Annotated in this window: 23 protein-coding genes and 1 pseudogene; 12 read left to right on the top strand and 12 right to left on the bottom strand. The window is 70.8% G+C overall.

Annotation, left to right across the window (positions count from 1 at the left end):
• Positions 1–25: 25 nt before the first annotated feature.
• The 11 genes and pseudogenes from hisF (at position 26) to ACFWGD_RS03155 (ending at position 12,454) form a co-directional block, all read left to right on the top strand.
• Positions 26–802, top strand: a complete 777-nt coding sequence (gene hisF / locus ACFWGD_RS03205) for an imidazole glycerol phosphate synthase subunit HisF (protein ID WP_377777094.1) — start codon at positions 26–28, stop codon at positions 800–802.
• Positions 799–1,203 (top strand): phosphoribosyl-AMP cyclohydrolase, encoded by a 405-nt coding sequence (gene hisI / locus ACFWGD_RS03200; protein WP_377777093.1) that lies wholly within the window; start codon positions 799–801, stop codon positions 1,201–1,203. The genes hisF and hisI overlap by 4 nt, the downstream gene beginning before the upstream one ends.
• Before the next feature lie 45 nt (positions 1,204–1,248).
• On the top strand, positions 1,249–2,859 hold the full coding sequence (locus tag ACFWGD_RS03195; RefSeq protein WP_377777092.1) for an anthranilate synthase component I: 1,611 nt from the start codon (positions 1,249–1,251) through the stop codon (positions 2,857–2,859).
• A complete protein-coding gene (locus tag ACFWGD_RS03190; RefSeq protein ID WP_377777091.1) occupies positions 2,852–3,571 on the top strand; it encodes a TIGR02234 family membrane protein in 720 nt (239 codons plus the stop codon). Before ACFWGD_RS03195 ends, ACFWGD_RS03190 begins: the two co-directional genes overlap by 8 nt.
• Positions 3,572–3,638: 67 nt before the next feature.
• Positions 3,639–4,442, top strand: a complete 804-nt coding sequence (trpC, locus tag ACFWGD_RS03185) for an indole-3-glycerol phosphate synthase TrpC (protein ID WP_377777090.1) — start codon at positions 3,639–3,641, stop codon at positions 4,440–4,442.
• Between the two features lie 76 nt (positions 4,443–4,518).
• Entirely contained in the window at positions 4,519–5,901 is a 1,383-nt protein-coding gene (trpB, locus tag ACFWGD_RS03180) for a tryptophan synthase subunit beta (protein ID WP_377777089.1), read from the top strand.
• Positions 5,898–6,719, top strand: coding sequence for a tryptophan synthase subunit alpha (gene trpA / locus ACFWGD_RS03175; RefSeq protein ID WP_377777088.1), 822 nt, complete (start codon positions 5,898–5,900; stop codon positions 6,717–6,719). The genes trpB and trpA overlap by 4 nt, the downstream gene beginning before the upstream one ends.
• Positions 6,716–7,597, top strand: coding sequence for a prolipoprotein diacylglyceryl transferase (gene lgt, locus ACFWGD_RS03170; RefSeq protein WP_377777087.1), 882 nt, complete (start codon positions 6,716–6,718; stop codon positions 7,595–7,597). The genes trpA and lgt overlap by 4 nt, the downstream gene beginning before the upstream one ends.
• Before the next feature lie 58 nt (positions 7,598–7,655).
• A complete protein-coding gene (gene pyk, locus ACFWGD_RS03165; protein ID WP_377777086.1) occupies positions 7,656–9,077 on the top strand; it encodes a pyruvate kinase in 1,422 nt (473 codons plus the stop codon).
• Between the two features lie 328 nt (positions 9,078–9,405).
• A pseudogene (locus ACFWGD_RS03160) lies at positions 9,406–11,147 on the top strand (BCCT family transporter).
• 116 nt (positions 11,148–11,263) lie between these two features.
• On the top strand, positions 11,264–12,454 hold the full coding sequence (locus ACFWGD_RS03155; protein WP_377777085.1) for an alkene reductase: 1,191 nt from the start codon (positions 11,264–11,266) through the stop codon (positions 12,452–12,454).
• Positions 12,455–12,490: 36 nt separating this feature from the next.
• Here the strand turns inward: ACFWGD_RS03155 and ACFWGD_RS03150 are convergent, their stop codons facing one another.
• The 12 genes from ACFWGD_RS03150 to ACFWGD_RS03095 form a co-directional block, all read right to left on the bottom strand.
• Entirely contained in the window at positions 12,491–13,438 is a 948-nt protein-coding gene (locus ACFWGD_RS03150; protein ID WP_377777084.1) for a TIGR03571 family LLM class oxidoreductase, read from the bottom strand.
• A 69-nt stretch (positions 13,439–13,507) separates the two neighbouring features.
• Positions 13,508–14,794 (bottom strand): amidohydrolase, encoded by a 1,287-nt coding sequence (locus tag ACFWGD_RS03145; protein WP_377777083.1) that lies wholly within the window; start codon positions 14,792–14,794, stop codon positions 13,508–13,510.
• A 134-nt stretch (positions 14,795–14,928) separates the two neighbouring features.
• Complete coding sequence (locus ACFWGD_RS03140; protein WP_377777082.1) at positions 14,929–16,629, bottom strand: DUF222 domain-containing protein; 1,701 nt, start codon at positions 16,627–16,629, stop codon at positions 14,929–14,931.
• A 225-nt stretch (positions 16,630–16,854) separates the two neighbouring features.
• Positions 16,855–17,880 (bottom strand): urease accessory protein UreD, encoded by a 1,026-nt coding sequence (locus ACFWGD_RS03135; RefSeq protein WP_377777081.1) that lies wholly within the window; start codon positions 17,878–17,880, stop codon positions 16,855–16,857.
• 2 nt (positions 17,881–17,882) lie between these two features.
• Positions 17,883–18,563: an urease accessory protein UreG gene (gene ureG / locus ACFWGD_RS03130; RefSeq protein WP_377777080.1), complete on the bottom strand. Its 681-nt coding sequence runs from the start codon at positions 18,561–18,563 to the stop codon at positions 17,883–17,885.
• Positions 18,564–18,605: 42 nt separating this feature from the next.
• A complete protein-coding gene (locus ACFWGD_RS03125) occupies positions 18,606–19,322 on the bottom strand; it encodes an urease accessory protein UreF (RefSeq protein ID WP_377777079.1) in 717 nt (238 codons plus the stop codon).
• Complete coding sequence (ureC, locus tag ACFWGD_RS03120; RefSeq protein WP_377777078.1) at positions 19,322–21,049, bottom strand: urease subunit alpha; 1,728 nt, start codon at positions 21,047–21,049, stop codon at positions 19,322–19,324. Before ureC ends, ACFWGD_RS03125 begins: the two co-directional genes overlap by 1 nt.
• The gene (locus ACFWGD_RS03115) at positions 21,046–21,486 is read right to left on the bottom strand and encodes an urease subunit beta (RefSeq protein WP_377777077.1); all 441 of its coding nucleotides are present in this window, start codon (positions 21,484–21,486) and stop codon (positions 21,046–21,048) included. The genes ureC and ACFWGD_RS03115 overlap by 4 nt, the downstream gene beginning before the upstream one ends.
• Positions 21,479–22,318 (bottom strand): hypothetical protein, encoded by an 840-nt coding sequence (locus ACFWGD_RS03110; RefSeq protein WP_377777075.1) that lies wholly within the window; start codon positions 22,316–22,318, stop codon positions 21,479–21,481. The genes ACFWGD_RS03115 and ACFWGD_RS03110 overlap by 8 nt, the downstream gene beginning before the upstream one ends.
• The gene (locus ACFWGD_RS03105) at positions 22,315–22,644 is read right to left on the bottom strand and encodes an urease subunit gamma (RefSeq protein ID WP_377777073.1); all 330 of its coding nucleotides are present in this window, start codon (positions 22,642–22,644) and stop codon (positions 22,315–22,317) included. Before ACFWGD_RS03105 ends, ACFWGD_RS03110 begins: the two co-directional genes overlap by 4 nt.
• 102 nt (positions 22,645–22,746) lie before the next feature.
• Positions 22,747–24,096, bottom strand: a complete 1,350-nt coding sequence (locus ACFWGD_RS03100; protein ID WP_377777072.1) for a DUF4921 family protein — start codon at positions 24,094–24,096, stop codon at positions 22,747–22,749.
• Between the two features lie 10 nt (positions 24,097–24,106).
• On the bottom strand, positions 24,107–25,258 hold the full coding sequence (locus ACFWGD_RS03095; protein WP_377777071.1) for a glycerate kinase: 1,152 nt from the start codon (positions 25,256–25,258) through the stop codon (positions 24,107–24,109).
• Between the two features lie 46 nt (positions 25,259–25,304).
• On the opposite strand from ACFWGD_RS03095, the gene ACFWGD_RS03090 reads away from it, so the two are divergent.
• Entirely contained in the window at positions 25,305–25,688 is a 384-nt protein-coding gene (locus ACFWGD_RS03090) for a hypothetical protein (RefSeq protein WP_377777070.1), read from the top strand.
• Positions 25,689–25,772 lie beyond the last annotated feature (84 nt).

Here is a 25,772-nt window from a genome sequence, read left to right as displayed (position 1 = left end):
AACCCCGCATCCACCGAGGAGAACCATGTCCGTCGCGATCCGCGTCATCCCCTGCCTGGACGTCAATGACGGCCGCGTGGTCAAGGGCGTCAACTTCGAGAACCTCCGCGACGCCGGCGACCCCGTCGAGCTGGCCCACCGCTACAACGACGAGGGCGCCGACGAGCTGACCTTCCTCGACGTCACCGCGTCCAAGCACGGCCGCGGCACGATGCTCGACGTGGTGCGCCGCACCGCCGAGCAGGTCTTCATCCCCCTGACCGTCGGCGGCGGCGTCCGCAGCGTCGACGACGTCGACCAGCTGCTGCGCGCCGGTGCGGACAAGGTCAGCGTCAACACCTCGGCCATCGCCCGCCCGGAGCTGCTGCGCGAGCTGTCCCAGCGCTTCGGCGCCCAGTGCATCGTCCTGTCCGTCGACGCCCGCCGCGTCCCCGCCGGCGGCGAGCCCCAGCCCTCCGGTTTCGAGGTGACCACCCACGGCGGCTCGAAGTCCGCGGGCATCGACGCCGTCGAGTGGGCGCGCCGCGGCGAGGAGCTCGGCGTCGGCGAGATCCTGCTCAACTCCATGGACGGCGACGGCACCAAGGACGGCTTCGACCTGGAGCTGCTGCGCAAGGTCCGCGCCGCCGTCGACGTGCCGGTCATCGCCTCCGGCGGCGCCGGCGCCGCCGACCACTTCCCGCCCGCGGTGGAGGCCGGCGCCGACGCCGTGCTGGCCGCCTCCATCTTCCACTTCGGCGAGATCTCCATCGGCGAGGTCAAGGACGCCATGGCCGACGCCGGCATCGAGGTCCGCCGATGAGCGCGAACGGGCCGAAGGGGGAGAACCTGACCGTCGGCAAGCAAGACCCGGACGATCCCGCGACCTGGGACCTGGCGCCCGACCTCGCCGCCCGCCTCAAGCGCAACGACGCCGGCCTGGTGCCCGCGATCGTGCAGGAGGCCGGCACCGGCGAGGTACTCATGCTCGCCTGGATGGACGACCACGCGCTGGCGTACACGCTGGGCACGCGCCGCGGGACGTACTGGTCGCGGTCGCGCGGCGAATACTGGGTCAAGGGGATGACGTCGGGGCACTTCCAGAAGGTCCACCACGTCGCCCTCGACTGCGACCATGACACCGTCCTGGTCACCGTCGAGCAGACCGGCGCCGCCTGCCACACGGGCGCGCATTCCTGCTTCGACGTCGATCCGCTGGTGTAGGCCCGCGTCCGGGCGGCGGCGGGGGCGTTTGGCATGATGTTCCCCATGACGCGAACCTCGACGCGAACCTCGATGACCTCCCGGGAGCGTTTCCGCGCGCTGGCGCGGGACCACCGCGTGGTGCCGGTGATCAGGCGGGTGCTGGCCGACGGCGAGACCGCCCTGTCGGCCTACCGCAAGCTCGCCGCCGACCGCCCGGGCACGTTCCTGCTGGAGTCGGCGGACGTGGGGCAGTCGTGGTCGCGGTGGTCGATGATCGGCTGCGGTTCGCGCACGGCCCTGACCGTCGTCGATGGCCAGGCCCGGTGGATCGGCACGGCGCCGGAGGGCGCCCCGGAGGGCGGTGATCCGCTCGACGCGATGCGCGAGACCCTGCGGTTGCTGCACAGCGAGCTCCCGCTTGACGACGCCGCCGTGGCCGGCGGTTCCGTGCCCCCCTTCACCTCCGGCCTGGTCGGGTACTTCGGGCACGACATCGTGCGCTTCATCGAGCGCAAGTTGCCGGACACCTGCGTCGACGACCTCGGCGTGCCGGAGATGGTGCAGCTGCTGGTCGAGGACCTGGCGGTGGTCGACCACCACGAGGGCGTGATTTGGCTGGTGGCCAACCAGATCAACTGGGACGGCTCCGACGAGCGCGTCGACGGCGCCTACGACGATGCCGTCTCGCGCATCGACGCAATGCTGGGCAAGCTCGCCGCGCCGCTGTCGACGCCGCCGGTCGAGGTCGAGCTGCCCGAGCCCGACGTGCGCCGCCAGCGCGAACCCGAGGAGCACATGCGCCGCATCGAGGTGTGCAAGGAGCACATCCGCGCCGGCGACGCCTTCCAGATCGTGCTGTCGCAGCGCTTCGAGATGGACACCGACGCCACCGCGCTGGAGGTCTACCGCATGCTGCGCATGACCAATCCCAGCCCGTACATGTTCCTGGTCAACGTGCCCGACGAGTCGATGGCCGAGACCGCCTTCCAGATCGTCGGCTCCTCGCCGGAGTCGCTGGTGCAGGTGCAGGGCCGGCGGGTGGTCACCAACCCCATCGCCGGCACGCGGCCGCGCGGGGCCGACGTCGAGGCCGATGTCCTGCTGGAGAAGGAACTGCTCGCCGACGAAAAAGAGAACAGCGAGCACCTCATGCTCGTCGATCTGGGGCGCAATGATCTCGGCCGCGTGTGCGAGCCGGGCACCGTGAAGGTCCACGACTTCCGCCACATCGAGCGGTACTCGCACGTCATGCACCTGGTGTCCACGGTCACCGGCACGCTGGCCGAGGAGTCCACCGCGGTCGACGCCTTCGCCGCGACATTCCCGGCGGGCACGCTGTCGGGGGCGCCGAAGCCGAGTGCGCTGGCCATCATCGACGAGCTGGAGGACACCCGCCGCGGCGTCTACGGCGGCACGGTGGGTTACTTCGACTTCCGAGGCAACACCGACCAGGCGATCACCATCCGCAGTGGCCTGATCAAGGACGGCACCGTCTACGTTCAGGCCGGCGGCGGCATCGTCGCCGACTCGGATCCCCACGACGAGGACGCCGAGACCCGCAACAAGGCCGCCGCCGTGTTGCGCGCGGTCGCCGCGGCGGAGACCATCCGCGATGCCAGTGGAGACGATGCCAGCGGTGACGATGCCAATGGAGAGCGGGGCAGCGATGACTGATCGCGAGAAGAAGTCCGACCGCCGTCCCGGGGCCGCGCTGGCGCTGGTCCTCGTCTCGGCCGCCGGACTGTGGCTGGCCGGACGCGCGGCGTGGCTGACGGCGACGACGTTCGACGACAAGTCCGGCGAGGCGGTCAACGACCTCGTCGGCGCGACGTGGGCCCCGGAGTCCACCGCGCTGGCGCTGGCCCTGGCCGCGGCCGTCGCGGCGACGCTGATCCTCGGCGGCATCGGCCGGCGCATCGTCGGCGGGCTCGCCGCCGTCATCGCCGCGGCCGCCGCGTGGGCGCCGCTGCAGCTGCTGACCACCGGCGCCGATCCGCAGCGCGCCCTGGACCTGCTGTCCTCGGGGGCGGCGACCCAGCGGGCCAACGCGCCGGTCACGGTGTCGGACTGGGCCGAGATCCAGGACCTTCAGGTCCATCTGTTGGGCCCGGTGTCGTCGGTCATCGCCGCCGCCCTCGGCGTGCTCGGCGGGGTGCTGTTGCTGGTGCGGCCGGGAGGGGCCGTCGCAAAGCGGCGATCCGGGGCCTACGAGACCCCGGAGGTGCGCCGCGACCGCGTGCGCGACGACCTGTCGCGCGAGCCGGAGTCCGGCCGCGTCCTGTGGGACGCGCTCGACGCCGGCGTGGATCCGACCGATACCGGCACGGGCCCCGATGCCGGCCCCAACCCGGACCCCGCGCCCGGCGGTGGCCGGAGCGGGCGATAACATTCACCCGGAAACGACTTCACCAGCTTCACGGGGCCACCGCGGCCCCACGACGAGGGGATTGACCATGGCAACGGTGCTCGACGACATCATCGCCGGCGTGCGCGAGGATTTGGCCGCCCGCGAGGCGAAGATCTCCTACGCGGAGATCAAGGAGCTGTCCCTCCAGGCCCCGCCGGCCATCGACGCCGTGGCGGCGCTGTCGCGCCCGGGCGTGCACGTCATCGCGGAGGTCAAGCGCGCCTCTCCGTCCAAGGGCGACCTCGCCGACATCCCGGAGCCGGCCGTGCTGGCCAAGCAGTACGCCGACAACGGTGCCGCGGTGATCTCCTGCCTGACCGAGGAGCGCCGCTTCCGCGGATCGCTCGCCGACCTCGACGCCGTCCGCGCGGCGGTGGACATCCCGGTGCTGCGCAAGGACTTCATAGTCACCCCGTACCAGATCCACGAGGCCCGCGCCCACGGCGCCGACCTGGTGCTGCTCATGGTCTCGGCGCTGGAGCAGCCCGCCCTGGAGTCGCTGCTCGACCGCACCGAGTCGCTGGGCATGAACGCGCTCGTCGAGGCCCACACCGCCGAAGAGGTCGACCGCGCGGTCGCCGCCGGCGCGAAGATCCTGGGCATCAACGCCCGCAACCTGAAGACCCTCGAGGTCGACATGGGCGTCTACGGCAAGCTCGCCCCGCTGCTGCCCGACAACGTGGTCAAGGTCGCCGAATCCGGCGTCAAGGGCCCCGAGGACCTGCGCGCCTACGCCGACCAGGGCGCCGACTGCGTGCTCGTCGGCGAGGGCCTGGTCACCGCCGGCGACCCCGGCGACGCCTGCCGCCGCCTCGTCGCCGCCGGCCAGCACCCCGCGTCGCGCGGCTGATCTGCCCTAACCCCCTCCCGACCCCCTCCCGACCCCGGTGCCCGCGCGCCGGGGTCGGATGCGTCACAATGGTCGGGTGAACGATCAGGATTTCAAGAACAAGGACGTCGCCGGAGACCGCCTGCCCACCGTGGGCGAGGTCATTTCGCGGCCCACCGACCACGAGCCCGATGAGCTGGGGCACTGGGGGCAGTGGGGCGGCACCTACATCCCCGAGGCCCTGATGTCCGTCATCGGCGAGGTGACCGAGGGCTATGCCAAGGCCCGCACGGACGAGGCCTTCCTCGCCGAGCTCGATCGCCTGCAGCGCGATTACACCGGCCGCCCGTCGCCGCTGTACCCGGCGGCGAAGTTCGGCGAGATGATCGGCGCGAAGGTGTGGCTCAAGCGCGAGGACCTCAACCACACCGGCAGCCACAAGATCAACAACGTGCTCGGCCAGGTGCTGCTGGCCAAGAACATGGGCAAGTCGAAGATCATCGCGGAGACCGGCGCCGGCCAGCACGGCGTGGCCACCGCCACCGCGTGTGCGCTGCTGGGCCTGGAGTGCCGCATCTACATGGGCGCCGTCGACGCGGAGCGCCAGGCGCTCAACATCGCGCGGATGCGCCTGCTGGGTGCCGAGGTCATCGAGGTGCAGATCGGCTCGCGCACCCTCAAGGACGCGATCAACGAGGCCATGCGCTTCTGGGTCGCCAACGCCGACGACACCTATTACTGCTTCGGCACCGCCGCCGGCCCGCACCCGTTCCCGGCGATGGTGCGCGACTTCCAGCGCGTCATCGGCGCCGAGGCCCGCCAGCAGATCCTCGCCGCCACCGGCGAGCTTCCCGACGCCGCCATCGCCTGCGTCGGCGGCGGCTCCAACGCCATCGGCCTGTTCCACCACTTCATCGGCGACGAGTCGGTCCGCCTCATCGGCGCCGAGGCCGCCGGCGATGGCGTGGACACCGGCCGCCACGCCGCCCCGATTTCCGCGGCCGGCAACCCGGGCGTCTTCCAGGGCTCCTTCGCGGCGCTGATGCAGGACGAAGACGGCCAGATCATCGAGTCCCACTCCATTTCCGCCGGCCTCGATTACCCGGGCGTCGGCCCCGAGCACTCCAAGCTCGCCGATGCCGGCCGCGCCGAGTACGTGCCCATCACGGACACCCAGGCCATGGAAGCCTTCCGCGACCTGTCCCGCACGGAGGGCATCATCCCGGCCATCGAGTCGGCGCATGCGGTGGCGGCGGCGCGGGTCGTCGCAAAGCAGCTTTACGACGACCTCGGCCGGGAACCCGTCCTCATCGTCAACATCTCCGGCCGCGGCGACAAGGACGTGGACACCGCGGCGCGGTGGTTCGACCTGAACCCGGAGACCATCGACACGCCCGCCGAGACCACCGGCCCGGAAACGGCCGACCATGAGCTGAGCGACGAGAAGACCAGCGACGAGAAGAAGGAGCAGGGCAAGTGAGCCTCGCAGACGTTTTCGCCACCGCCCGCGCCGAGGACCGCGCGGCCTTCATCGCCTACCTGCCCGCCGGGTACCCGACGGTCGAGGGGTCGATCGACAACATCAACGCCGTCGTCGCCGCCGGCGCCGACGTCATCGAGGTCGGGCTGCCGTACTCCGACCCGATGATGGACGGCCCCACCATCCAGGAGGCCGCCGACATCGCGCTGAGCGCGGGCTTCCGCATCAAGGACCTGTTCCACGTCATCCGCGAGGTCACCGACGCCGGCGGCAATTGCGTGACCATGACCTACTGGAACCCGATCCTGCAGTACGGCCCGGAGAAGTTCGCCGAGGACTTCGCCGCCGCCGGCGGGCTCGGCGCCATCATCCCGGACCTCATCCCGGAGGAGGCGGGCCGCTGGCTCGCCGCCGCCGAGAAGCACGGCCTGGACACCATCTTCCTGGTCGCGCCGTCGTCGTCGAACGAGCGCATCGCGCTGACCGCGGGGGCGTCGGGCGGTTTCGTCTACGCCACCAGCCACATGGGCGTCACCGGCGCGCAGAAGGCCGTCGACTCCGCCGCCGGCGTCCTGGTCGAGCGCACCCGCGAGTACACCGACACCCCGGTGTGCGTGGGCCTGGGCGTCTCCAACGGCGAGCAGGCCAAGGAGATCGCCGGCTTCGCCGACGGCGTTATTGTCGGCTCGGCGCTGATCAAGGCGGCCACCGCCGGCCGCGACGAGCTCGTCGCGCTGGCCGAGGAACTGTCCGCGGGCGTGCGCGCCGGGGAGCGGGCGGGAGCCCGCGCCGGAGAGCAGCCGGGGGAGCGGGCGTGATCGTCGACCTGCTGGCGAACATCCCCTCGCCGCCGCAGGGCGTGTGGCAGCTCGGCCCGATCCCGCTGCGCGGCTACGCGCTGTCGATCCTGGCGGGCATCATCATCGCCGTGCTGTGGTCGAAGCGCCGCTACGCCGACCGCGGCGGTGACCCCGAGATCGTCCTCGACGTCGCCATCGTGGCCATCCCCGCCGGCATCATCGGCGGGCGCCTGTACCACGTGGCCACCGACTGGCCGAAGTACTTCGGCGAGGGCGCCAACCCCTGGCAGGCGCTCAACATCACCGCCGGCGGCCTGGGCATCTGGGGCGCCGTCGCGCTGGGCACGCTGGCCGGCCTGGCGATGCTGAAGTACCGCAAGGTCCCCGTGGCCCCCATGCTCGACGCGGTGGCCCCGACGATCATCCTCGCCCAGGGCATCGGGCGCCTGGGCAACTGGTTCAACCAGGAGCTCCACGGCGGGCCCACCACGCTGCCGTGGGGCCTGGAGATCTACGAGCGCGTCGACGAGTCCGGCGCACTCGCCCCGGTGTCCGGCACCTCCACCGGCGAAGTCCTCGCCGTGGTGCACCCCACGTTCCTCTACGAGCTGCTGTGGAACGTCGCCATCTGCGTGCTGCTGGTGTGGCTCGACCGCCGCTTCCGCCTCGGCGGTGGCATGGTCTTCGCCCTCTACGTCGCCGGATACACGCTGGGCCGGTTCTTCATCGAGCTGATCCGCACCGATGCGGCCACCGAAGTCTTCGGCGGCCTGCGCATCAATACCGTCACCTCCGCCGTCGTGTTCCTCGTCGCCTGCGCGTTCGTCGTCATGCTGCGCCATCGGCGTCGTGAAGCACCCGACGAGGTCCGGGGCGACCGGGCCCACGCGGACTAGCCGCCCGGCGGGGAGGCCCGCGGCGCGGAGGCGACCGTGGGGGACTAGGGTGGTGGACGTGCAAAGACGAACGAAGATCGTATGTACCCTTGGCCCCGCCGTCGCCTCGCTGGAGGGAATCACCGGCCTCGTCGAGTCCGGCATGGACGTCGCCCGGCTCAACTTCTCGCATGGCGAGCATGAGGACCACGCGCAGAACTACCGCTGGGTCCGCGAAGCCTCCGACGCGACCGGCCACGCGGTCGGCATCCTCGCCGACCTGCAGGGCCCCAAGATCCGCCTCGGCCGCTTCGCCGAAGGCTCGACCTACTGGGCCGACGGCGAGATCGTGCGCATCACCGTCGACGACGTCGACGGCACCCACGATCGGGTCTCCACCACCTACAAGAACCTGGCCAACGACGCCAAGCCCGGCGACCGCCTGCTCGTCGACGACGGCAAGGTCGGCCTGAAGTGCGTCGGCGTCGAAGGCAACGACGTCATCTGCGAGGTCACCGAGGGCGGCCCCGTGTCCAACAACAAGGGCGTCTCCCTGCCGGGCATGGACATCTCCGTGCCGGCGCTGAGCGAGAAGGACATCCGCGACCTGCGCTTCGCCCTGAACCTGGGCGTCGACTTCATCGCGCTGTCGTTCGTGCGCTCGCCGTCGGACGTCGAGCTCGTCCACGCCATCATGGACGAGGAGGGGCGCCGCGTCCCGGTCATCGCGAAGCTGGAGAAGCCGGAGGCCGTCGACGCGCTCGAGGCCATCATCCTGGCGTTCGACGCCGTGATGGTCGCCCGCGGCGACCTGGGCGTCGAGGTGCCGCTGGAGGACGTGCCGCTGGTGCAGAAGCGCGCCGTGCAGATCGCGCGCGAGAACGCCAAGCCGGTGATCGTCGCCACGCAGATGCTCGACTCGATGATCGTCAACTCGCGGCCGACCCGCGCCGAGGCGTCCGACGTCGCCAACGCCGTCCTCGACGGCGCCGACGCCGTGATGCTGTCCGGCGAGACGTCGGTGGGCAAGTACCCGGAGACCACCGTGCGCACCATGGCCCGCATCGTCGGCGCCGCGGAGCGCGACGGCGAGGTGCCGGCGCTGACGCACGTCCCGCGCACCAAGCGCGGCGTGATCTCCTACGCCGCCCGCGACATCGGCGAGCGACTCAACGCGCGCGCCCTGGTCGCCTTCACCTCCTCCGGCGACACCGCCCGCCGCGTCGCCCGCCTGCACTCGCGGCTGCCGCTGCTGGTGTTCACCCCGGACCCGTCGGTGCGCTCGCAGCTGGCGCTGACGTGGGGCGCGGAGACGTTCCTCACCCGCGAGGTGCGCACCACCGACGACATGATGACCACCGTCGACGAGGCGCTGCTGGACATGAAGGAGTACCGCCGCGGCGACATGATGGTCGTCGTCGCCGGTTCGCCCCCCGGCAACGAGGGCAACACCAACCTGGTCCACGTCCACATGCTCGGCGAGGACATCAAGGGCGAATAGAACGCCCCGCGAGCTTCCGGGACTTTCCGGAGCAGCCGCGACCGTCCGGGACCGCCCGGAAGCAGTCGGCCCGCGTCCCCCGCATATGCGGGTGGCGCGGGCCTTTGCCATGCCACGTTCATCGGGGTTTATCGGGCCAAACGGCTCAACTCGGTAACGGTTCGGCCCGTTCAGGTTGTATTCGAAGATGAATGGTGATCATCTGGAAAGGAAAGCCAACCACCAACAATCACCTGAGGTGATAATCGTGTCCCTGCCCGATTCAACGAAGAAGGAACCGGGGGACATCACCCGCGGCAGGAGATTCACCTTCAGCATCGACCCGCCGGTGTTCTGGCCGTCGGTGGCGCTGATCCTGGCGTTCGTGGTGTGGACGCTGGTGTCCACCGAATCCGTCACCGCGACATTTTCCACGGCGGCCGATTGGCTGAAGGAAAACCTCGGTTGGTTCTACATCCTCGGCGTGACCGTGTTCCTGGTGTTCCTCATCTGGATCGCGGTGTCGCGCTTCGGGCGGATCCGCCTGGGCGGCGACGACGAGCGGCCGGAGCATTCGACGCCGGCGTGGTTCGCGATGCTCTTCGCCGCCGGCATCGGCACGATCCTCATGTTCTGGGGCGTGGCGGAGCCGCTCAACCACTTCGCCAACCCGCCGATGGCCGACGTGGACCCGCAGTCGAACGACGCGGCCCGTGAGGCGATGGCATTCACCTTCTATCACTTCGGCCTGCACACGTGGACGATCTTCGCGCTGCCGGGCCTGGCGTTCGCCTACTTCATCTACAAGCGCAAGCTGCCGGCGCGCCTGTCGTCGATCCTCGCCCCGCTCATCGGCACCCGCATCTACGGCCCGATCGGCCGCATCGTCGACGTCATCGCCGTCGTCGGCACGGTCTTCGGCGTGGCGGTGTCCATCGGCCTGGGCACGATGCAGATCAGCGCCGGCCTGAACCGCCTGTACGGCATCGACGAGTCGGTCACCGTGCAGGTGCTGCTCATCGTCATCGTCTCGCTCATCGCCTGCGTGTCCGTGGCGCTGGGCCTGGACAAGGGCATCAAGCGCCTGTCGAACCTCAACATCATCGCGGCCGTCGCGCTGCTCATCTTCGTTCTCGCCGCCGGCCCGACGCTGTACCTGCTGCGCGGCACCATCGAGGCCTCGGCGGCTACCTCGTCGAGCTGCCGCGCCTGGCGCTGTGGAACGACTCGTTCGAGGAGAACCCCGGCTGGCAGGGCGGCTGGACCGTCTTCTACTGGGCGTGGACCATCACGTGGGCGCCGTTCGTGGGCATCTTCGTCGCCCGCATTTCCCGCGGCCGCACGATCCGGGAGTTCGTCGGCGGCGTGCTGGCGCTGCCGGTGCTGTTCTCGCTGGTCTGGTTCGGCATCTTCGGCATGGCGTCGTTCCGCATCGAGCAGGAGCAGGGCGGCCTCGTCGACGTCGTCGTCGACCAGGGCGACGTCCCGGGCGCGCTGTTCGAGTTCCTGTCCAACTTCCCGTGGGCGCCGGTGATGTCGCTGTTCTCGGTGATCATCGTGGTCATCTTCTTCACCACGTCCATGGACTCGTCGTCGATGGTCCTGGACATGATGGCCCTCGGCGACGAAGAGCGGTCCAACCCGGTCCAGCGCGTCGTCTGGGCGGTGCTCACGGGCCTGGTCGCGGCGATCCTGCTCATCGGCGCCGGCGAGGCCGGTCTGACGGCATTGCAGGACACGATCACGGTCGTTGGCCTGCCGTTCTTCGTGCTGGGCTTCATCATGATGATTTCCCTGGTCAAGGGGCTTCGCGACGACGCCGCCGCCATCCCCGAGCCCCGTACCCGCCAGTGGCAACCGGCATTTACCCCCGATGCGCTGGAGTCGCAGGAGTCGACGCCGGCCCCGGGCTACGACGACAACGGCGAGCCGTTGCCCGCCCCGCTCATCGACGAGGAGGGCAACCTGCACATCCCGGGCGGCGCGGTCATCGACGGCGATGTCACGGTGCGCGGTTCGGTGCAGGAGGAAGCCGCGCCGGTGGACGCCGACACCGTGTCACCGGATGACGCGGCTTCGAACCGCAACTGAGCCATTGCTGAACCTCGACTGAGTCCGCCGCGGCGCGCGGTGTTAAGGTCACCGGAAAAGTTTTCCGGTCCGGCGACCGACCGCGCGCCCGCGGCGGCATTTTTCGAGGAGGCCCGTTGCCCACCCTGTTCGATCCCTTCCGCATCGGCGCAGTACCGGTGGACAACCGGGTGGTCATGGCCCCGATGACGCGCGTGCGGTCGCAGTCGCAGGTCGCCGACGAGATGGTGGCCGAGTACTACGGGCAGCGCGCGTCGGCGGGCCTCATCGTCACGGAGGGGACCTTCATCTCCCCGGAGGCCCGGGGGTTCGCGGCGGTGCCGGGCATCTGGAAGCCTGCGCAGGTCGAAGGGTGGGCCCACGTCGTCGACGCCGTCCACGCCGCCGGCGGCCGGATCGTCGCGCAGCTGTGGCACAGCGGCCGCGTGTCGCACACGGCGCTGCAGCCGTCGGGGTCCGCGCCGGCGAGTTCCACGTCGACGCCGGCCCGCGGCGCCAAGTGCTACATCTTCGATTCGACCGGCGAGGCCCGCTTCACGGGGGCCTCGGAACCGCTCGGGCTTGACGACGACGGCATCGCCCGCACCATCGCCGACTACGCCCGGGCCGCCGCCGGTGCCGTGGCCGCCGGCTTCGATGGCGTGGAGATCCATGGCGCCAACGGCTACTTGATCCAGCAGTTCATCAACCCCGGCGTCAATGACCGGTCGGATGACTGGGGTGCGCAGACCGTCGACAAGCGGCTGCGGTTCCCCCTGGCCGTCGTCGATGCCGTGCAGAGCGCGGTCCGGGAGGCGCTCGACGCGCGGACGGGCGAGGGGAATGGCGAGGGGAATGGCGAGGGGAGTGGTGACGGGGAGGTCGCGCCGCGGCCGTTCACCGTCGGCATGCGCGTGTCGCCGTATGGCACGGTCAACGACATCCCGCTGTACGACGACGTCGAGACGACCTACGTGTCGCTGGCCCGCGAGCTCGACGCGCGCGGGGTCGACTTCATCCACGTCGCCGACCAGTCGTCGACCACCGGCGACGTGCCGACGCCCGAGGTGCCCCGCGAATTCATGGAGCACCTGCGCGAGGTCTACCGCGGCGCCGTGATCTTCACCGGCGGCCAGACCGCCGGGTCGGCGCAGGAATGGCTCGACTCGGGGCTGGTGGACCTGGTCGGCTTCGGGCGGCCCTACATCGCCAACCCGGACCTGGTGCGCCGCCTGCGCGACGACCTCCCGCTGGCCGAAGCCGACGCCGACACCATCTACGCACAGGGCCCCGAGGGCTACGTCGACTACCCGGCGTACGGGGGCTGATCGGCTTCAGCGGCAGGAGCGGTCACGCCACTCAACTCACCGCGGGTATGCGGGGAAGACGTGCTCGGCGAGTTCGGCGATGACGTCGGGGACGGGGCGTCGTGAAGCACGAAGCCCCAGGATCACGTGGTCGGCGCCAGTGGCGTCGAGGCGCTCCAGGTACCGCAACAGGAACGTGCGGCCCGCGCGGAAGCCGTAGCGCAGGGGCTTCGGCTCGGCGTCGGGATCGGCGAGCAGATCGAGGGTCAGCGTGGTGATGTACGGCTTGGCCAGCGCGTCGGGGCCACGGGCCTTCTCGACGTTCGCCCGCCACTCCCGCACGAGCCTCGCCGTCGTGTCCAGGTCCTGCCCGTAGTACATCCAGCCGTCGCCGTGCTCCGCGATCCACTCGGGGCTCTGCCCGCAATGGCCCGTCACGTAGAGGGGGATGGGGGCGCCGCCGACGGGCTTGGGCAGCATCTCGATGCCCATGTCGACGCCTCCCCACCTGTTCGCCGCCGTGCGCGGCGTGCCCGGGCGCCACAGCGCGCGGATGTACTCGACGGCGTGGCGGAAATCTTCGGCGCGGTCGGCGCGGCGGCGCTTGAAGGCCGGGAACTCCTCGGGCCGGTCGCCCGTGGCCACGCCCAGCGCGACGCGGCCGCCCGAGAGCTGATCGACGCTCGCCGCCTGCTTGGCCACGTGAATGGGGTGGCGCAGCGTGAGCACCGTCGACGCGGTGGCCAGGCCGATCTCGGACGTGTGCGCGGCCAGGTACGCCATGTGGGTGAAGGGGTCGAGGATCTGCCCGGCGTCGCGGAATTCGTCGACGAGCAGGGGGACGTCCCGGAACCACAGGGCCGCCGCGCCCGCTTCTTCGGCTTGCTTTGCGACGTCCGCCGTATCCCTCAGCAGCCCATCCAGATCCGGCACCGGGCCGCGCCCGCCGGTGAGCGGTTCGGCCAGGCCGATGGTCATCCGGTCGGTGGGCAGCTGGAGGGGCATGGTGCTGGAGGGGGAGTCGGAGGCGGTGGCGGTGGCGGTGGCGAGGGGTTGGGCGAGGCCGGGAGCCGTCTACCGGCGCAGGCAGGCCAGCACCGCGGCGGAGGCGGCGCGGGTCGTGGCGTCGACGGTGGGTTCGAAGTCCGGCAGGAACGTGGACATGTGGTTGGACGGGACGTCCTCGAGGACCCGGTCGGCGGCGACGGCGGCGTCCCACAGGTCGCGCGGGGTGACGCCGACGGTCCAGTAGACGTAGGGGCAGCCGAAGGCGTTGGGGATGTCGGAGAAATCCTCGGACGCCGTCCAGCGCTGCGCCGTGACGGATTCGCCGCCGAAGACGCCGTCGAACGCGGCGCGGACGTCGGCGTAGACGTCCGGGTCGTTGTCGGTGACGTCGCCGTGGTCGGTGTAGGTGAATCGCGGCTCGACGGCGGAACCGGAGGCCATGCACTCGGCGCGGACGACGCGCTCGATGGCATTGATGAGGATCTCGCGGACCTCATCGGAGTAGTACCGGATGTTCAGCACGATGCGGGCGTGGCCGGGGATGGTGTTGTTCGAGTTGCCCGACGTCAGCGTGCCCACCGAGATCACCGCGAACTCGTGCGGCGAGACCTCGCGGCCGACGATGCCCTGCAGTCGCATGACGATCGCCGCCGCAATGTACGTCGGGTCGACGCCGTTGTGCGGCATGGATCCGTGGGCGGAACGTCCCGTGATGTCGATGGTGATGGTGTCGCAGCCGGTGAGCACCGGGCCGGAGGCGGACATCACGCGGCCGGCGGGGCCGGGCACGACGTGCTGGCCCAGGCACACGTCGGGGCGCGGGATCGTGTCCGCCAGGCCGTCGTCGACCATGCCCTGGGCGCCGCACGCGGTTTCCTCGGCGGGCTGGAACAGGGCGATGAAGGTGCCGGACCAGTCGTCGCGGTTGGCGTCGAGGATGGCGCAGGCGCCGAGGAGCGCCGTCATGTGGTGGTCGTGGCCGCAGGCGTGCATGACCTTCGACGCGACGCCTTCGCGGGAGACGCCGTCGGCGGTGGACGCGTAGTCGACGCCCGTGGCTTCTTCCACGGGCAGGGCGTCGATGTCGGCGCGGAACAGTACCGTCGGCCCTTCGCCGTTGCGGAAGACGCCGACCAATCCGTGGCCGCCGATGCCGGTGGTGATGCTGCAGTCGAACTCGGACAGTCGCTCGGCCAGGTACGCGGCGGTGCGTTCCTCGACGGCGGACAGTTCCGGGTTGGTGTGCAGATGCCTGTACACCGACTGCTGCCAGGACAGGTCAGCGCCATGGTCCGCGATGATCTCCGGGATCGTGCGGTAGGGGCGGGCGTCGGTGGGCGGGGTGGCGGGCATGTGGTCGGGCTTCCTCATTTCCGGGTCGCGTGAACTGTGCGCATGCCAGTGTACCGCTCGGTACATTTTCGCCCCGGACTCACTTGTTCCCGGCTATCCCTCCAATCTCACCGTCGCCCTCAATCCGCGGTGGCTCACTTGTCCCCACCATCTCCGCCGTCCCCACGGTCCCCACCAGCCCCACCCTCCCCACTTCTGCGCGCGAAGTATCGCCGGATCCGCCGCCCGGGCGCGAGCCAGCCCAGCGGATGGTGATTTTCCCGCGGCGTCCGCGCCGGATCCTCCGACCTCGGCGGAATCCACCGCACCTTCGGATTATCCGGCCCCGCCGTCGGCGGTTCGGGGCCCCGTTCATGGCCCCGTTCGTGGCCTGGTGGCCGTGGTCCAGGTCCCTGGCTTGACGACGTTCCGGCCCTCGTCGTCCACCACCTGTTTTCATCGGTCCGGTCATCGTCGACGCGGCCGTGCATGACGTAGTCCGCGAGCGTCAGCCCGCCGATGTCGGTCAATCCGCCCGTGTCCCACCGATCGATGTGGTGGATGTCGCAGTACGCGGCTGGCGAGGACGATCCCGGCGCCGTGCTCATCCCTTCCTCCGCGCACAACGCGAGGTACTGCGCCATCGAGCCGCAGCGCCGGGCCCGGCCGAACCACAGGTTCTGCCCCTTGAAGTCCATCACCGACAGAAACACGTTGTGGGCATCGGCGCCGCGGATGGCCTCGCCGATGGACATGCTCGTGCTCACGTCGGTCAGCGCGGTGCCGGTCATCGCCGCCAGCTCCGAGATGTGCATGGTCACCACGATCGACGTGGTCCCGCGCTTGGGGCGCAGCCGCCCGGCCGGCCGGAGATCGGGGGCCGCAGGCGGCGGATCCTCCGGTGGTCGCCCCGGAGATGCCACGCCACAGCCACCTTCGCCAGGGGCATCACCAGGGTCATCACCAGGGCCATCGGCAGTGCCAGTGTCAGCTCCATCGACACCGTCATCCCCACCGCCATCATCCGAGTCCGGCGCGCCATACCCCGCGGCGACGGCGGCTTCCGCGGCATCGTGGCGGCGTTGGTCGGCGCTGCGGGTCTCCTCCGCACCGTCGGGAAGCAAACCCCCGGGTCCCGCGTGGTCCGCGAACAACCGCCGCAGGATCGCGGCGAACTCCGGGGTGATGTGGCCGCTGATGCGCGACATGTTGTCGGAATCCGGAGTCGACAACCGCAGGCTGCGGCGCCGCTGCCGATCCTCGTCGGTGTACGGATCATCCAGCCCGAGCAGCGCCCGCAGCATCGGCCCCAGGTGCTTGAGATCGTCGACCCGCACCTTGTCCAGCAGATCGGCGATGTGCGGGTCGGCGACGTGGATCAGCTTCTCGGCCTTCTTCGGCAACCCGTCGAGCGCCTTGTCGATGATCTCCACCGCATCCGCGCCCACCACACCCTCCGCGACCTTGCGCCGCACCGCCGGCAGATCATGCTCGGGCGGCCGGTTCTGCGCCTCGGGCCGCTGCAGCCTGTGCGCCGCGGAAATCCGGCGGCGAGCCTCCGCCCTCGACACGTGCGCGTTGACCGTGAGCTTTTCCACGACCTTCGGCGTTGGCTTTACGACGCGCCCGTTCGCCGCCGCCGACAAGTACTCCGCGTCCACGATTGCGAGCCTCCGCCGCGCCTTTTCGATGGCGACGTACGCGTCGTGGCGGGCGTCGTCGTCGAGCAGATCCCATGCGCCCGTCATGGTCTCCACGGCCTGCGCGAATTGCTCGATGCCGGCGCGGAGGTCGGCGGCGCACGCGGCGGGTCGCCCCGTGCCCGTCGTGTCGTTGCCGTCGCCCCCGCTAGCCATGGGAACAAAATAGCGGACGCTCCGGATTGCGATGCGGGCCATGGGTACGTGGGTCGAACGTGCGTGCTACTACTGTGGTCACATCCGTTGGGGCTCAACCGATCTCGGTGTTCGAAAGTTGGGTCAGGGTTCCGGCCCTAACGTTGAAGCGCCGCGGCCTCAACGCTGAAGCGCCGTGGCCCTAACCCCGAATCGCCGTGGCCTCAACGCGGCAGAATTGTGGCGTCACCGCTTGCGCAGGTCGAAGGCGCCGACGCCGAACAGCTCACGACGCGCGATGTCCCACAATCGGTGAAAGGTGCGCTGCACGGCTTCGGCGTCGGAACCCAGCGCCCGGACGATGACGCCGGCGTCGCGATGCATGGTGGTGACGCCGTAGGCCATCCCACCGCCGCCCGCGCCGGCCCCCGCAGCACCCAGTTCCGCACCATCTAGTTCTGCAGCACCGGCCCCCGCACCATCCATTCCCGCACCGCCATCCAGTTCCGCGCGCATCGCCGCGACCAACGTGCGGGCGGCGGCGGGCTCCGGCACGACGACCAGGAGCGTCCCCAGCACCGGCGCGCTCCCGGTGATCAGCGCATCGTCGGCGGTCGCCCCGCCGAGGGTGACCCGGTCGACGAGCACCGGCCGTCCCTCGCGCGTGATGCGGGTGGCCAGCTGCGCCTCATCGGGCGCGACGCGCTCGACCTCCGACAGCCGGCCCATGACCGTGACGTCGGAGGCGATGAGCGTGGCCCCCGGCGCGACGTCGGCGACCATCGACTGGCGCAGCGACGACCCGGGAAAGCAGATCGTCGGATCGGGGAGGTACTCCAGGGCGGAGCCGGGCTCGGCGGTGAGGTGGATGTGGTTCGTGGCAAAGCCATCCGACATCCCGTGGATCTTCGTCGCAGCCTGCGACGTGACCAGCGCATGCCCGCCCGCGCGGACGGTGACCTCGGTGCGCGTGCGGTCGCCCTGGACCAGCCCGCCGCCGGTGCACATGGCGTAGACGACGGGTAGCCCGGGCAGCGCGGGATCGGTGTGCAGCGGCCGCGTGACGTGCAGCGGCGTCCGGTGGCGCCGACGCGTCCACTCGGTCACGGGCCCAGCATCGCGCGCGCCGCCGGGCCGCTCGACCGGCGCGAACTCGAGCACAAGCAGGCCGTCCTTGCCCGGCGACCCCACCGGCAGGGCCGCCGTGTTGGTCCCGGTCCCAGGCTTATTGCTTTGCGACGATCCCGCGCCGCCGTGATTCACCGTCCCCATGCTCAGGGCCGCTTCGATTCGAGGAAGTCGGCGACCTCGGCGATGCCCGCGCCGTCGAGGCAGTTCGTCGCGACGACGGGTGCGCCGGAGCGGACGCGGTCGGCGTCGGAAAGCATGACGCCCAGGTCGCACCGGACGTACTGGGCGATGTCGGCCTTGTTGATCACCAGCAGATCCGACTCGGTGATGCCGGGCCCGCGCTTGCGGGGCATCTTCTCGCCTTCGGCGGTGTCGAGGACGAAGACGAAGACGTCGGCCAGCGCCGGCGAGAACGTCAGCGTCAGGTTGTCGCCGCCGGATTCGAAGAAGATGGTGTCCACCTCGGGGTGCTCGGCCTGCAGTTCGGCGGCGGCCATCATGTTCATGGTCGGGTCGTCGCGCACGGCGGTGTGCGGGCACGAGCCCGTTTCCACGCCGACGACGCGCGCCGGGTCGAGCGTCCCCGCCAGCGTGCGGCGGACGTGGTCGGCGTCTTCCTGCGTGTAGATGTCGTTCGTGATCACCCCGACCTCGCGCCCGCGCTCGGCGAAGACGGGCACCAGCGCCTCGATGAGCGCGGTCTTGCCGGAGCCGACGGGCCCGCCGATGCCGATGCGGAACGGGCGTGTGGGCGCGGCGACGGTGCCGGCTGCGGCATGGTCGGTGTGGCTGGCATGGCTGGTGCGGGCGTGATCGTGGTTCATCGTCGGCTTTCGGGTTGGTCGTGGTTGGGGTTGGGGTCGGGTTCAGTTCAGGAAAAGTCGGGCCGGCGCGGTTTCGTGCGCGGCGGAGGCGATGTCGAGGGCCGGGGTCGATGGGCCGAGCAGGTCGAGCGGGCGGGCCAGGGCGTCGTCGAGTGCGGCTTCGATGACCGGCGCCATCGCCGCGACGAGCTTCTGCGCGGTGATGTGGTCGGCCAGCCGCAGCCGGATGGCGGCGCCGGCGATGCCGTTGACGAATCCGGCGAGCTCGGCCGCCGCAACGTGCTCGATGCCCACTCCCAGGCCGTGCTTGACGACGGCCACCGCCACCGCCTGGTTTCCCGGGCAGCGGCCGGCGGCGACGGCGCCGTGGAACTCGGCGGCCATGCCGTGGGCGGCGCCGTGGCCGAGTTCGTCGGCCATGGTCAGGACCTGCAGGCCCACGCGGTGGGATCCGCGGCGCATCCCCTCGGAGGGGCGCGTGGCCGAGAGCTCCTCGTCGATGGCGATGAGCTCGTCCAGGTCGCCGGCCTCGGCGGCCCGCCACGCCAGGCAGGCGGCCGTGGCATCCGAGGGGCCGATGGAGTGGCGGATGAGTTCGGAGACGACGTCGTAAAGCCGGTCCGCGGTGGCGATGCCGCGCTGCGCGAGACCTTCCAGCCCGTGCGACAGGGTGAACAGGCCGGAGGGGAACGCCGAGTCGGTCCACTGGAGCGTGACCAGCAGGGAGCGGACGCCGTCGGCCGTCGTGGTGCCGGACATCAGAACAGGTAGTGCCGCTGGGCCAGCGGCAGGGTCTCGGCGGGGGCGATGGTGACCGGCGTGCCGTCGACGGTGACCACGTAGGTTTCGGGGTCGACATGGATGTCGGGCAGCGCGTCGTTGCGGACCATGTCGCGTTTGCCGATGTCCCGGCAGCCCCGCACGGGCAGCACCGTCGATTGCAGTCCCAGGCGGGCGGGCAGGCCGTCGTCGATCGCCGCCTGCGACATCCAGGTCACGCGCGTCGCCGTCAGCGCCGAGCCGTAGTTGGCGAACTGGGGGCGGTAATAGACGGGCTGCGGCGTGGGCAGCGAGGCGTTGGGGTCGCCCACCGCCGCCCAGCAGATCTGGCCCATGCGCAGGACCAGCTGGGGCTTCGCGCCGAAGGAATCGATGGGCCACAGCACCAGGTCGGCGATCTTGCCCGGTTCGATGGAGCCGACGTGATCGGCGATGCCGGCGGCCAGGGCCGGGTTGATGGTCATCTTTGCCACGTACCGCAGCACCCGCTCGTTGTCGACCGGACCGTCGCCAAGCTTCCCCAGCTGGTCGCGGCAATGGTGCGCGGTCTGGAAGGCGCGGACCCAGCTCTCGCCGACGCGGCCCATCGCCTGCGAATCGGAGGAGAAGATGGACAACACGCCCATGTCGTGGAGGACGGTCTCGGCGGCGATGGTCTCCACCCGCACGCGGGAATCGGCGAAGGCGACGTCCTCGGGGATGGAGTGCGACAGGTGGTGGCACACCATCACCATGTCCAACAGCTCCTCGACGGAGTTGACGGTGTAGGGCAGCGTCGGGTTCGTCGACGCCGGCAGGACCGACGGCATGCCCGCCACCCGGAGGATGTCCGGCGCGTGCCCGCCGCCGGCGCCCTCGGAGTGGAAGGTGTGGATGGTGCGGTCGCCGATGGCGGCGGCGGTGTCCTCGAAGAAGCCGCTTTCGTTGAGTGTGTCGGTGTGGATGGCCAGCTGGACGTCGTACTCGTCGGCGACGTCGAGTGCCGTGCGGATCGTGGCGGGGGTCGCGCCCCAGTCCTCGTGGATCTTCAGCCCCGCCGCGCCCGCGATGATCTGCTCGGCCAGCGGGGCGTGGACGGAGCCGGAGCCCTTGCCCAGGAACCCGGTGGACACCGGCAGCCCGTCGGCGGCGCGCAGCATCGAGGCGAGGTTGGCGGGGCCGGGGGTGCACGTCGTGCCGCGGGTGCCGTCGGCCATGCCGGTGCCGCCACCGAAGAAGGTGGTGATGCCATTGGACAGGCCCTCTTCGCACTGCTGCGGCGTGATGTAGTGGATGTGCGTGTCCACGCCGCCGGCGGTGAGGATGCGGTGCTCGCCGGAGATGACCTCGGTGGCCGCGCCGATGATCAGGTCCGCGTCGATGCCGTCCTGCGTGTTGGGGTTGCCGGCCTTGCCCAGGCCGACGATGCGGCCGTCGCGGATGCCGACGTCGCACTTGCGGATGCCCGCCATCGCGTCGACGACGATCGCGCCGGTGATCACCAGGTCCAGGGCGCCGTCGGCGGCGGTGATGGTGGGGTCCTGGGCCATGCCGTCGCGGATGGCCTTGCCGCCGCCGTAGACCGCTTCTTCGCCGTAGGCGCCGGCGGTGGCGTCGTGCTCGATCTCGATTTCCAGGCAGGTGTCGGCCAGCGGCACGCGGTCGCCGGTCGTCGTGCCGAAGATGGCCGCGTATTCACCGCGGCCGATGGTGATGTCGCCGTTCATCGGGACGCCTCCTGTTCCGTGCTGGTGCTGGTGCTGGTGTCCGTGCTGGTGTTGGTCTGGTCGCCGAATCCCCGGAATCCGCCGGCGATGGCCGCCGCGCGCGCCCTGCCCCGGACGTCCGGATCGTCGAGCGGGCCGTCGACCAGCCCGTGGAAGCCGTGGAGGATGCGCTTGCCGCCGAAGTCGACCAGCTCGACCGTGCGGGTCATGCCGGGCTCGAATCGCACGGCCAGCCCCGCGGGCAGCGCCAGGTGCATGCCCCAGGCGGCGTCGCGGTCGAAGTCGAGGGCGGGGTTGGCCTCGAAAAAGTGGTAGTGGCTGCCGACCTGGATGGCACGGTCGCCGGTGTTGGTCACGGATTGCTTTGCGACGCGCCGCCCCGGATACAACACGATCGGGGATTCGTCGGCGGTGCGGTAGTCGACTGCGTCAGCCATGGGCGTGCCTCGATTCGTGAGAGTGGGAGTGGGAATGGCCGTGTGAATGCCCGTGGTGATCGTCGTCGCCGTGGCTGTGGGCGTACCCGTGGCCGTGGTCGGCGTCGAGGGCGCCGTCGATGCCGTCGTGGCCGTGGCCCAGCGCGGCCAGGGCATCGTCGGCGGCAAGCGCCAGAAGTGTGGACAGGACCGGGGGAGACCACAGCGGGATGTGCCCGTCGCAGGGCTCGAGGGCCAGATCGGCGCGCAGCACCCGAACGTCATCCGCGCCGAGCGCCCGGCACCGCTCGCGCCCTTCCCCGATGGTCGGGGAGACCCGGTCGCAGTGGCCCGCAGCCTCATGGCCGGGATCGAACGCGACCTCCACGGGCGTGTCCTTGTGCGTGGCGGCCAGGCGCGCCAGCCGGAACAATTCGGCGTCGGCGAAGGAATCCAGCGCCACCGACGCCACCAGCGCCCAGGCGCCGGCGGGAACATGGCGGCCGATGTTGGCGCGCAGGGCCGAGACCGTCTTGGTCGCGTCGCCCAGCGGGGCGGCCAGGCACACCCTCGCCCCGGTTTCGTCGCGCACCCATCGCAGGGCGCGGGCCGCATCGGAAATGGTCACCGGATGGCGCCCCGTCGACAGGGGAACGACGACGTGCGTCCGCGACGGCGACCCCGCGACGATGTCCGCCGCCTCCGCGGGCCCATTTGCCCACGTGACTTCGCGGCCGGGCAGCAATTCCGGCAGCCTCGCGCGCCACGTATCGGGATCGGGGACCTCGTCGCCGCCGAGCACGATCACGCGGGCCCCGCCCCCGTGGAGCGCGGCGGCACCGCCCCGGCTCACGTGCCCAGCTCCGGATCCGCCGGGCCACCGATGGGGTCGTGGACGGAGACGAGCTTCGTGCCATCGGGGAAGGTCGCCTCGACCTGGATCAACGGCACGGATCCGCGGACGCCGGGCATGACGTCATCCTCGGAAAGGATCAGCGTGCCGATCTCCGCCGCCCGCGCCACGGACACCCCGTCACGCGCGGCTTCGACGACCGCATCGGTGACCAGCGCGATCGCCTCGGGCCGGTTCAGCACGACTCCACGTGCGCGCCGGCGACGGGCCACTTCGGCGACGGTGAACACCATCAACTTGTCGATTTCCCGTGGGGTCAACTCCATGGCCCCCAGAATTACCGGGACGACATTTCCGGGGTGTTACGACATAGTTGCGAAACGGCGAGCGTCGTAAAGCAGGGCCCGCGAGCCCCGCCGGCCCAGCCCCTACAACCGCGACTCCTTGGACACCTGCGGGTTGTAGCGCAGCGAGTTGGGGCGGCAGGCGCATTCGACGGCGATGCGGATGTCGCCGGCGATGCGGCGTTCGTCGCGCAGGCGGTAGAGCTGCGGCACGACGCGGTCGCGCAGGCCCTGGGGGGAGATGGTGTTCAGGTAGATCTTGGTGCCGCCCTCGAAGCCGGCGAGGTTGGAGACGCGCCATTTGATCATCACCCGCCACGGCATGCGCACGTCGAGGTCGATGGGGCGGTGGTGCCACTCCTCGTTGCAGGGCACGTCGGGGCCGGCGGCGGCGTGGCAGGCGTGGAGCAGGTCGCTCATGCCGGCGATTTCCTCGGGCGTCTGGCGCCACGGCTCGCACGTCGGCGACTTCGAGTGGATTTCCAGGGTGGGGTAGCGGTGGCCGAAGCCCGCGAAGGCGACGGCGTGGTCGTTTTCGGCGATGACCAGGTTGTGCCGCGCGGCGTAGTCGACGGCGAACTCGTTGTACATGTTCGGGTTGGCGCGCAGGCGGCGGATCTCCTGCTCCAGCTGCTCGCCGTGCTCGTCGATGGCCACGAGCTGCTTGTGCAGGTGGTCGAAGCTGGCGCCCGCGGGCTTGAGCCAGTTCTGGAACGCGGCGACGTAGCGCACGTAGCGGTTGCGGCGGTACAGGTCGGCCATGGACTCGACGGTGAAGCCGATGAACGCGCGGTGCTCGTCGACGGTCAGGGTGCCCGACGACGCCAGCTGGTCGTCGCGCGTCGCACCGTCGATGAAGTGGCGCCGCCCGATGATCACGTCGTGGCCGCCGGCGAAATAGCCGGGCGCATGCTCGAGCAGCTCGCCGTCGGAAAGCGCCGCCACCGCCTCGGGGGCCATCCCGCCGGCCTTGAGCCGCGTGCGCACGATGGCGATGACGTGGGCGCGGCCCTCGGGGTCGGCGAGGTAGGCGGCCATGCGCGCGCGGGTCTCGTCGTCGGGGATGAAGCCGTAGTTCTTGGCCCAGTAGTCGTAGGTGACGATCTCGAAGAGGTTCGGCACCCGCCGGAACTCCGCCCGCGTGCGGTGGACGTCGCCGGGCAGCACGCCGTCGATGGTGCGGAAGCCCGTGGGGGAGGCATCGTCGCGGATCACGCGGGCCTTCTCCGGCGGGGTCTGCAGCGGGTTGGCCGAGCCGAACGCGTCGCGGGAGGTGAAGTCGGCGTCGGTCAGCGGTTTCGGGTCGGGCCGCGAGATGCCCAGGGGGCGGTTGCCGCGGCCGGGGACGGTCCACACCTGGGTGCCGGAGAAGGGGTTGAGCTGCTTGACGGTGCCGTCCGCCAGCGTGACCAAGGGCGTTCCGATTTCCTGCATGCCCCCCAGATTACGACCGCCGCGCCCGCCCCGCCGTCCGGGCCGCCCGCAGCGTCGCATCATGGGCCGCGCGCCGCAGTTGCTCGCGGGTCCGGTCCATGGGCCCGGGCAGGGCGGTTGCTCCGGCGGCTCGCTTGACGACGTCCGCACCCTCATCGACCGTCCCACCGATCACATGGACCGGCGCGGACGAATGCCCGACGATCCAGCCGACGACCTTGCCCACGTGGCTCTGGGAGTCGACGGCGCCTTCGCCGGTGAGGACGAGGTCTGCTTGACCGTCCAAAGCAGTGCCGCCCAAAACAGCGTCGAGGCCGGTGGCGCGGGCGAGGAGGGGAGCGCCGCGCTCGATGGTGACGTCTCCGGCGATGGCGGTGATGCCCACCGGCGTCGCGCCCGCTGCGCCATGCCCGGGTTCGGCCGTGTCGACGCCGCACAGCCGACACCAGGCGAGCAGCGCGTCGGTGAGCTGCCGCACCTGCTCCGGGCTCGCGCCCTTCTGCGGGCCGAAGACCGCGGGGGCGTCGCGCGGCGGGGTGGTGACGTCGAGCACCAGCGTCCAGCGGGCGCGCCGGGCACGCGGATCGAGGCCGGAGAGGTCGAGCTCGGTGGCGTCGGCGAGTGCGGCGCCGCCCAGCCCCTGTGTGCCGAGTCCCCGTGCACCGAGAATCCGGGCACCCAGTGCCGTGATCAATCCCGCGCCGCCGTCGGTCGTCGCCGATCCGCCGAGGCACACCGTGATGTCCGTGGCGCCGTGGTCCAGGCAGTCGAGGATCACCTCGCCGGTGCCGCGCGTCGAGGCGCCGAGCGGGTCGGGGGCGTCGGCGACGGCGGGCAATCCGGATGCGGAGGCGAGATCGAGCACCGCCCGGCCCGGCGCCGGCTCCCACCACCGCGCGGTGATCGGGCGGCCGATGGCGTCGACGGTGGCCACGTCATGGTGGATGGGGACTCCGCGCGCACCTCCATCGCCCGCCCACGCGCCGGCGAGGAGTTCGGCGGTGCCTTCGCCGCCGTCGGCCATGGGCACCTCGATGGCCGTGGCGCCGGCGTCGCGGACGCCGGCCGCCATCGCCGCGGCGGCCTCGCGGGCGGTGGCGGTGCCCTTGAAACTGTCGGGGCAGCAGATGACCGTGAAGTCGCCGGTGAAGTCGGGGTCCATGAATCCATCATGGCGCACCCGCGTGTGTGAGGTTAGCCTTACTGGCATGCCTGCCATCGTTTTCGATTGCCTCGTACCGTCCGCCGATTCCGACGACCTCGCCCGCGCCTTCGCCGCCCGGCTGGGCCAGTTGGAGGCCGAGGGGAAGATCTCCAACGCCGACGTGTTCGTCTCCGACGCCCCCGTCGACGAGCAGCTGCTCGAGCAGTGGGAGCGCGAGAACCCCGACGTGCCCGTCGGCGATCGCGTCATGCGCCGCTACACGCTCGACCTCGCCGGCCTGGAGGGTTCGCTCAACGCCCTGACCATGGACCTGTCGCGGCTGCTCACCCCGGCCGCCCAGCTTCCCGACGACCCCGTGCTCCGCGAATTCGACGACATGCTCGAAGAGGTCGCCCGCTACCCGTGGATGGTGGCGGTCCGCCCCTGACGCGAGGGTTCCGGCCCTGACACACGGGTGCGGAGTGACAAGTTTCACGCCGGCACGTCGTCAAGCGAGATTTTCCCGGGACGC

Origin of the sequence: Corynebacterium sp. NPDC060344, from assembly GCF_042725215.1 — a bacterium.
Classification (GTDB): domain Bacteria; phylum Actinomycetota; class Actinomycetes; order Mycobacteriales; family Mycobacteriaceae; genus Corynebacterium.
The sequence above is the reverse complement of the archived record's forward strand: the minus strand, read 5'-3'. Positions and strand labels throughout refer to the sequence as shown.

What these genes read in the sequence shown, in the direction of transcription:
- ureC (WP_377777078.1), bottom strand. Translation starts at nt 21,049, where the DNA reads ATGAACGGCGACATCACCATCGGCCGCGGTGAATACGCGGCCATCTTC.
- trpC (WP_377777090.1), top strand. Translation starts at nt 3,639, where the DNA reads ATGGCAACGGTGCTCGACGACATCATCGCCGGCGTGCGCGAGGATTTG.
- hisI (WP_377777093.1), top strand. Translation starts at nt 799, where the DNA reads ATGAGCGCGAACGGGCCGAAGGGGGAGAACCTGACCGTCGGCAAGCAA.
- ureG (WP_377777080.1), bottom strand. Translation starts at nt 18,563, where the DNA reads ATGAACCACGATCACGCCCGCACCAGCCATGCCAGCCACACCGACCAT.
- ACFWGD_RS03145 (WP_377777083.1), bottom strand. Translation starts at nt 14,794, where the DNA reads ATGCCCGCCACCCCGCCCACCGACGCCCGCCCCTACCGCACGATCCCG.
- ACFWGD_RS03125 (WP_377777079.1), bottom strand. Translation starts at nt 19,322, where the DNA reads ATGTCCGGCACCACGACGGCCGACGGCGTCCGCTCCCTGCTGGTCACG.
- ACFWGD_RS03100 (WP_377777072.1), bottom strand. Translation starts at nt 24,096, where the DNA reads ATGCAGGAAATCGGAACGCCCTTGGTCACGCTGGCGGACGGCACCGTC.
- ACFWGD_RS03140 (WP_377777082.1), bottom strand. Translation starts at nt 16,629, where the DNA reads ATGGCTAGCGGGGGCGACGGCAACGACACGACGGGCACGGGGCGACCC.
- ACFWGD_RS03115 (WP_377777077.1), bottom strand. Translation starts at nt 21,486, where the DNA reads ATGGCTGACGCAGTCGACTACCGCACCGCCGACGAATCCCCGATCGTG.
- ACFWGD_RS03095 (WP_377777071.1), bottom strand. Translation starts at nt 25,258, where the DNA reads ATGGACCCCGACTTCACCGGCGACTTCACGGTCATCTGCTGCCCCGAC.
- ACFWGD_RS03190 (WP_377777091.1), top strand. Translation starts at nt 2,852, where the DNA reads ATGACTGATCGCGAGAAGAAGTCCGACCGCCGTCCCGGGGCCGCGCTG.
- ACFWGD_RS03090 (WP_377777070.1), top strand. Translation starts at nt 25,305, where the DNA reads ATGCCTGCCATCGTTTTCGATTGCCTCGTACCGTCCGCCGATTCCGAC.
- hisF (WP_377777094.1), top strand. Translation starts at nt 26, where the DNA reads ATGTCCGTCGCGATCCGCGTCATCCCCTGCCTGGACGTCAATGACGGC.
- ACFWGD_RS03150 (WP_377777084.1), bottom strand. Translation starts at nt 13,438, where the DNA reads ATGCCCCTCCAGCTGCCCACCGACCGGATGACCATCGGCCTGGCCGAA.
- ACFWGD_RS03135 (WP_377777081.1), bottom strand. Translation starts at nt 17,880, where the DNA reads ATGGGGACGGTGAATCACGGCGGCGCGGGATCGTCGCAAAGCAATAAG.
- ACFWGD_RS03105 (WP_377777073.1), bottom strand. Translation starts at nt 22,644, where the DNA reads ATGGAGTTGACCCCACGGGAAATCGACAAGTTGATGGTGTTCACCGTC.
- ACFWGD_RS03195 (WP_377777092.1), top strand. Translation starts at nt 1,249, where the DNA reads ATGACGCGAACCTCGACGCGAACCTCGATGACCTCCCGGGAGCGTTTC.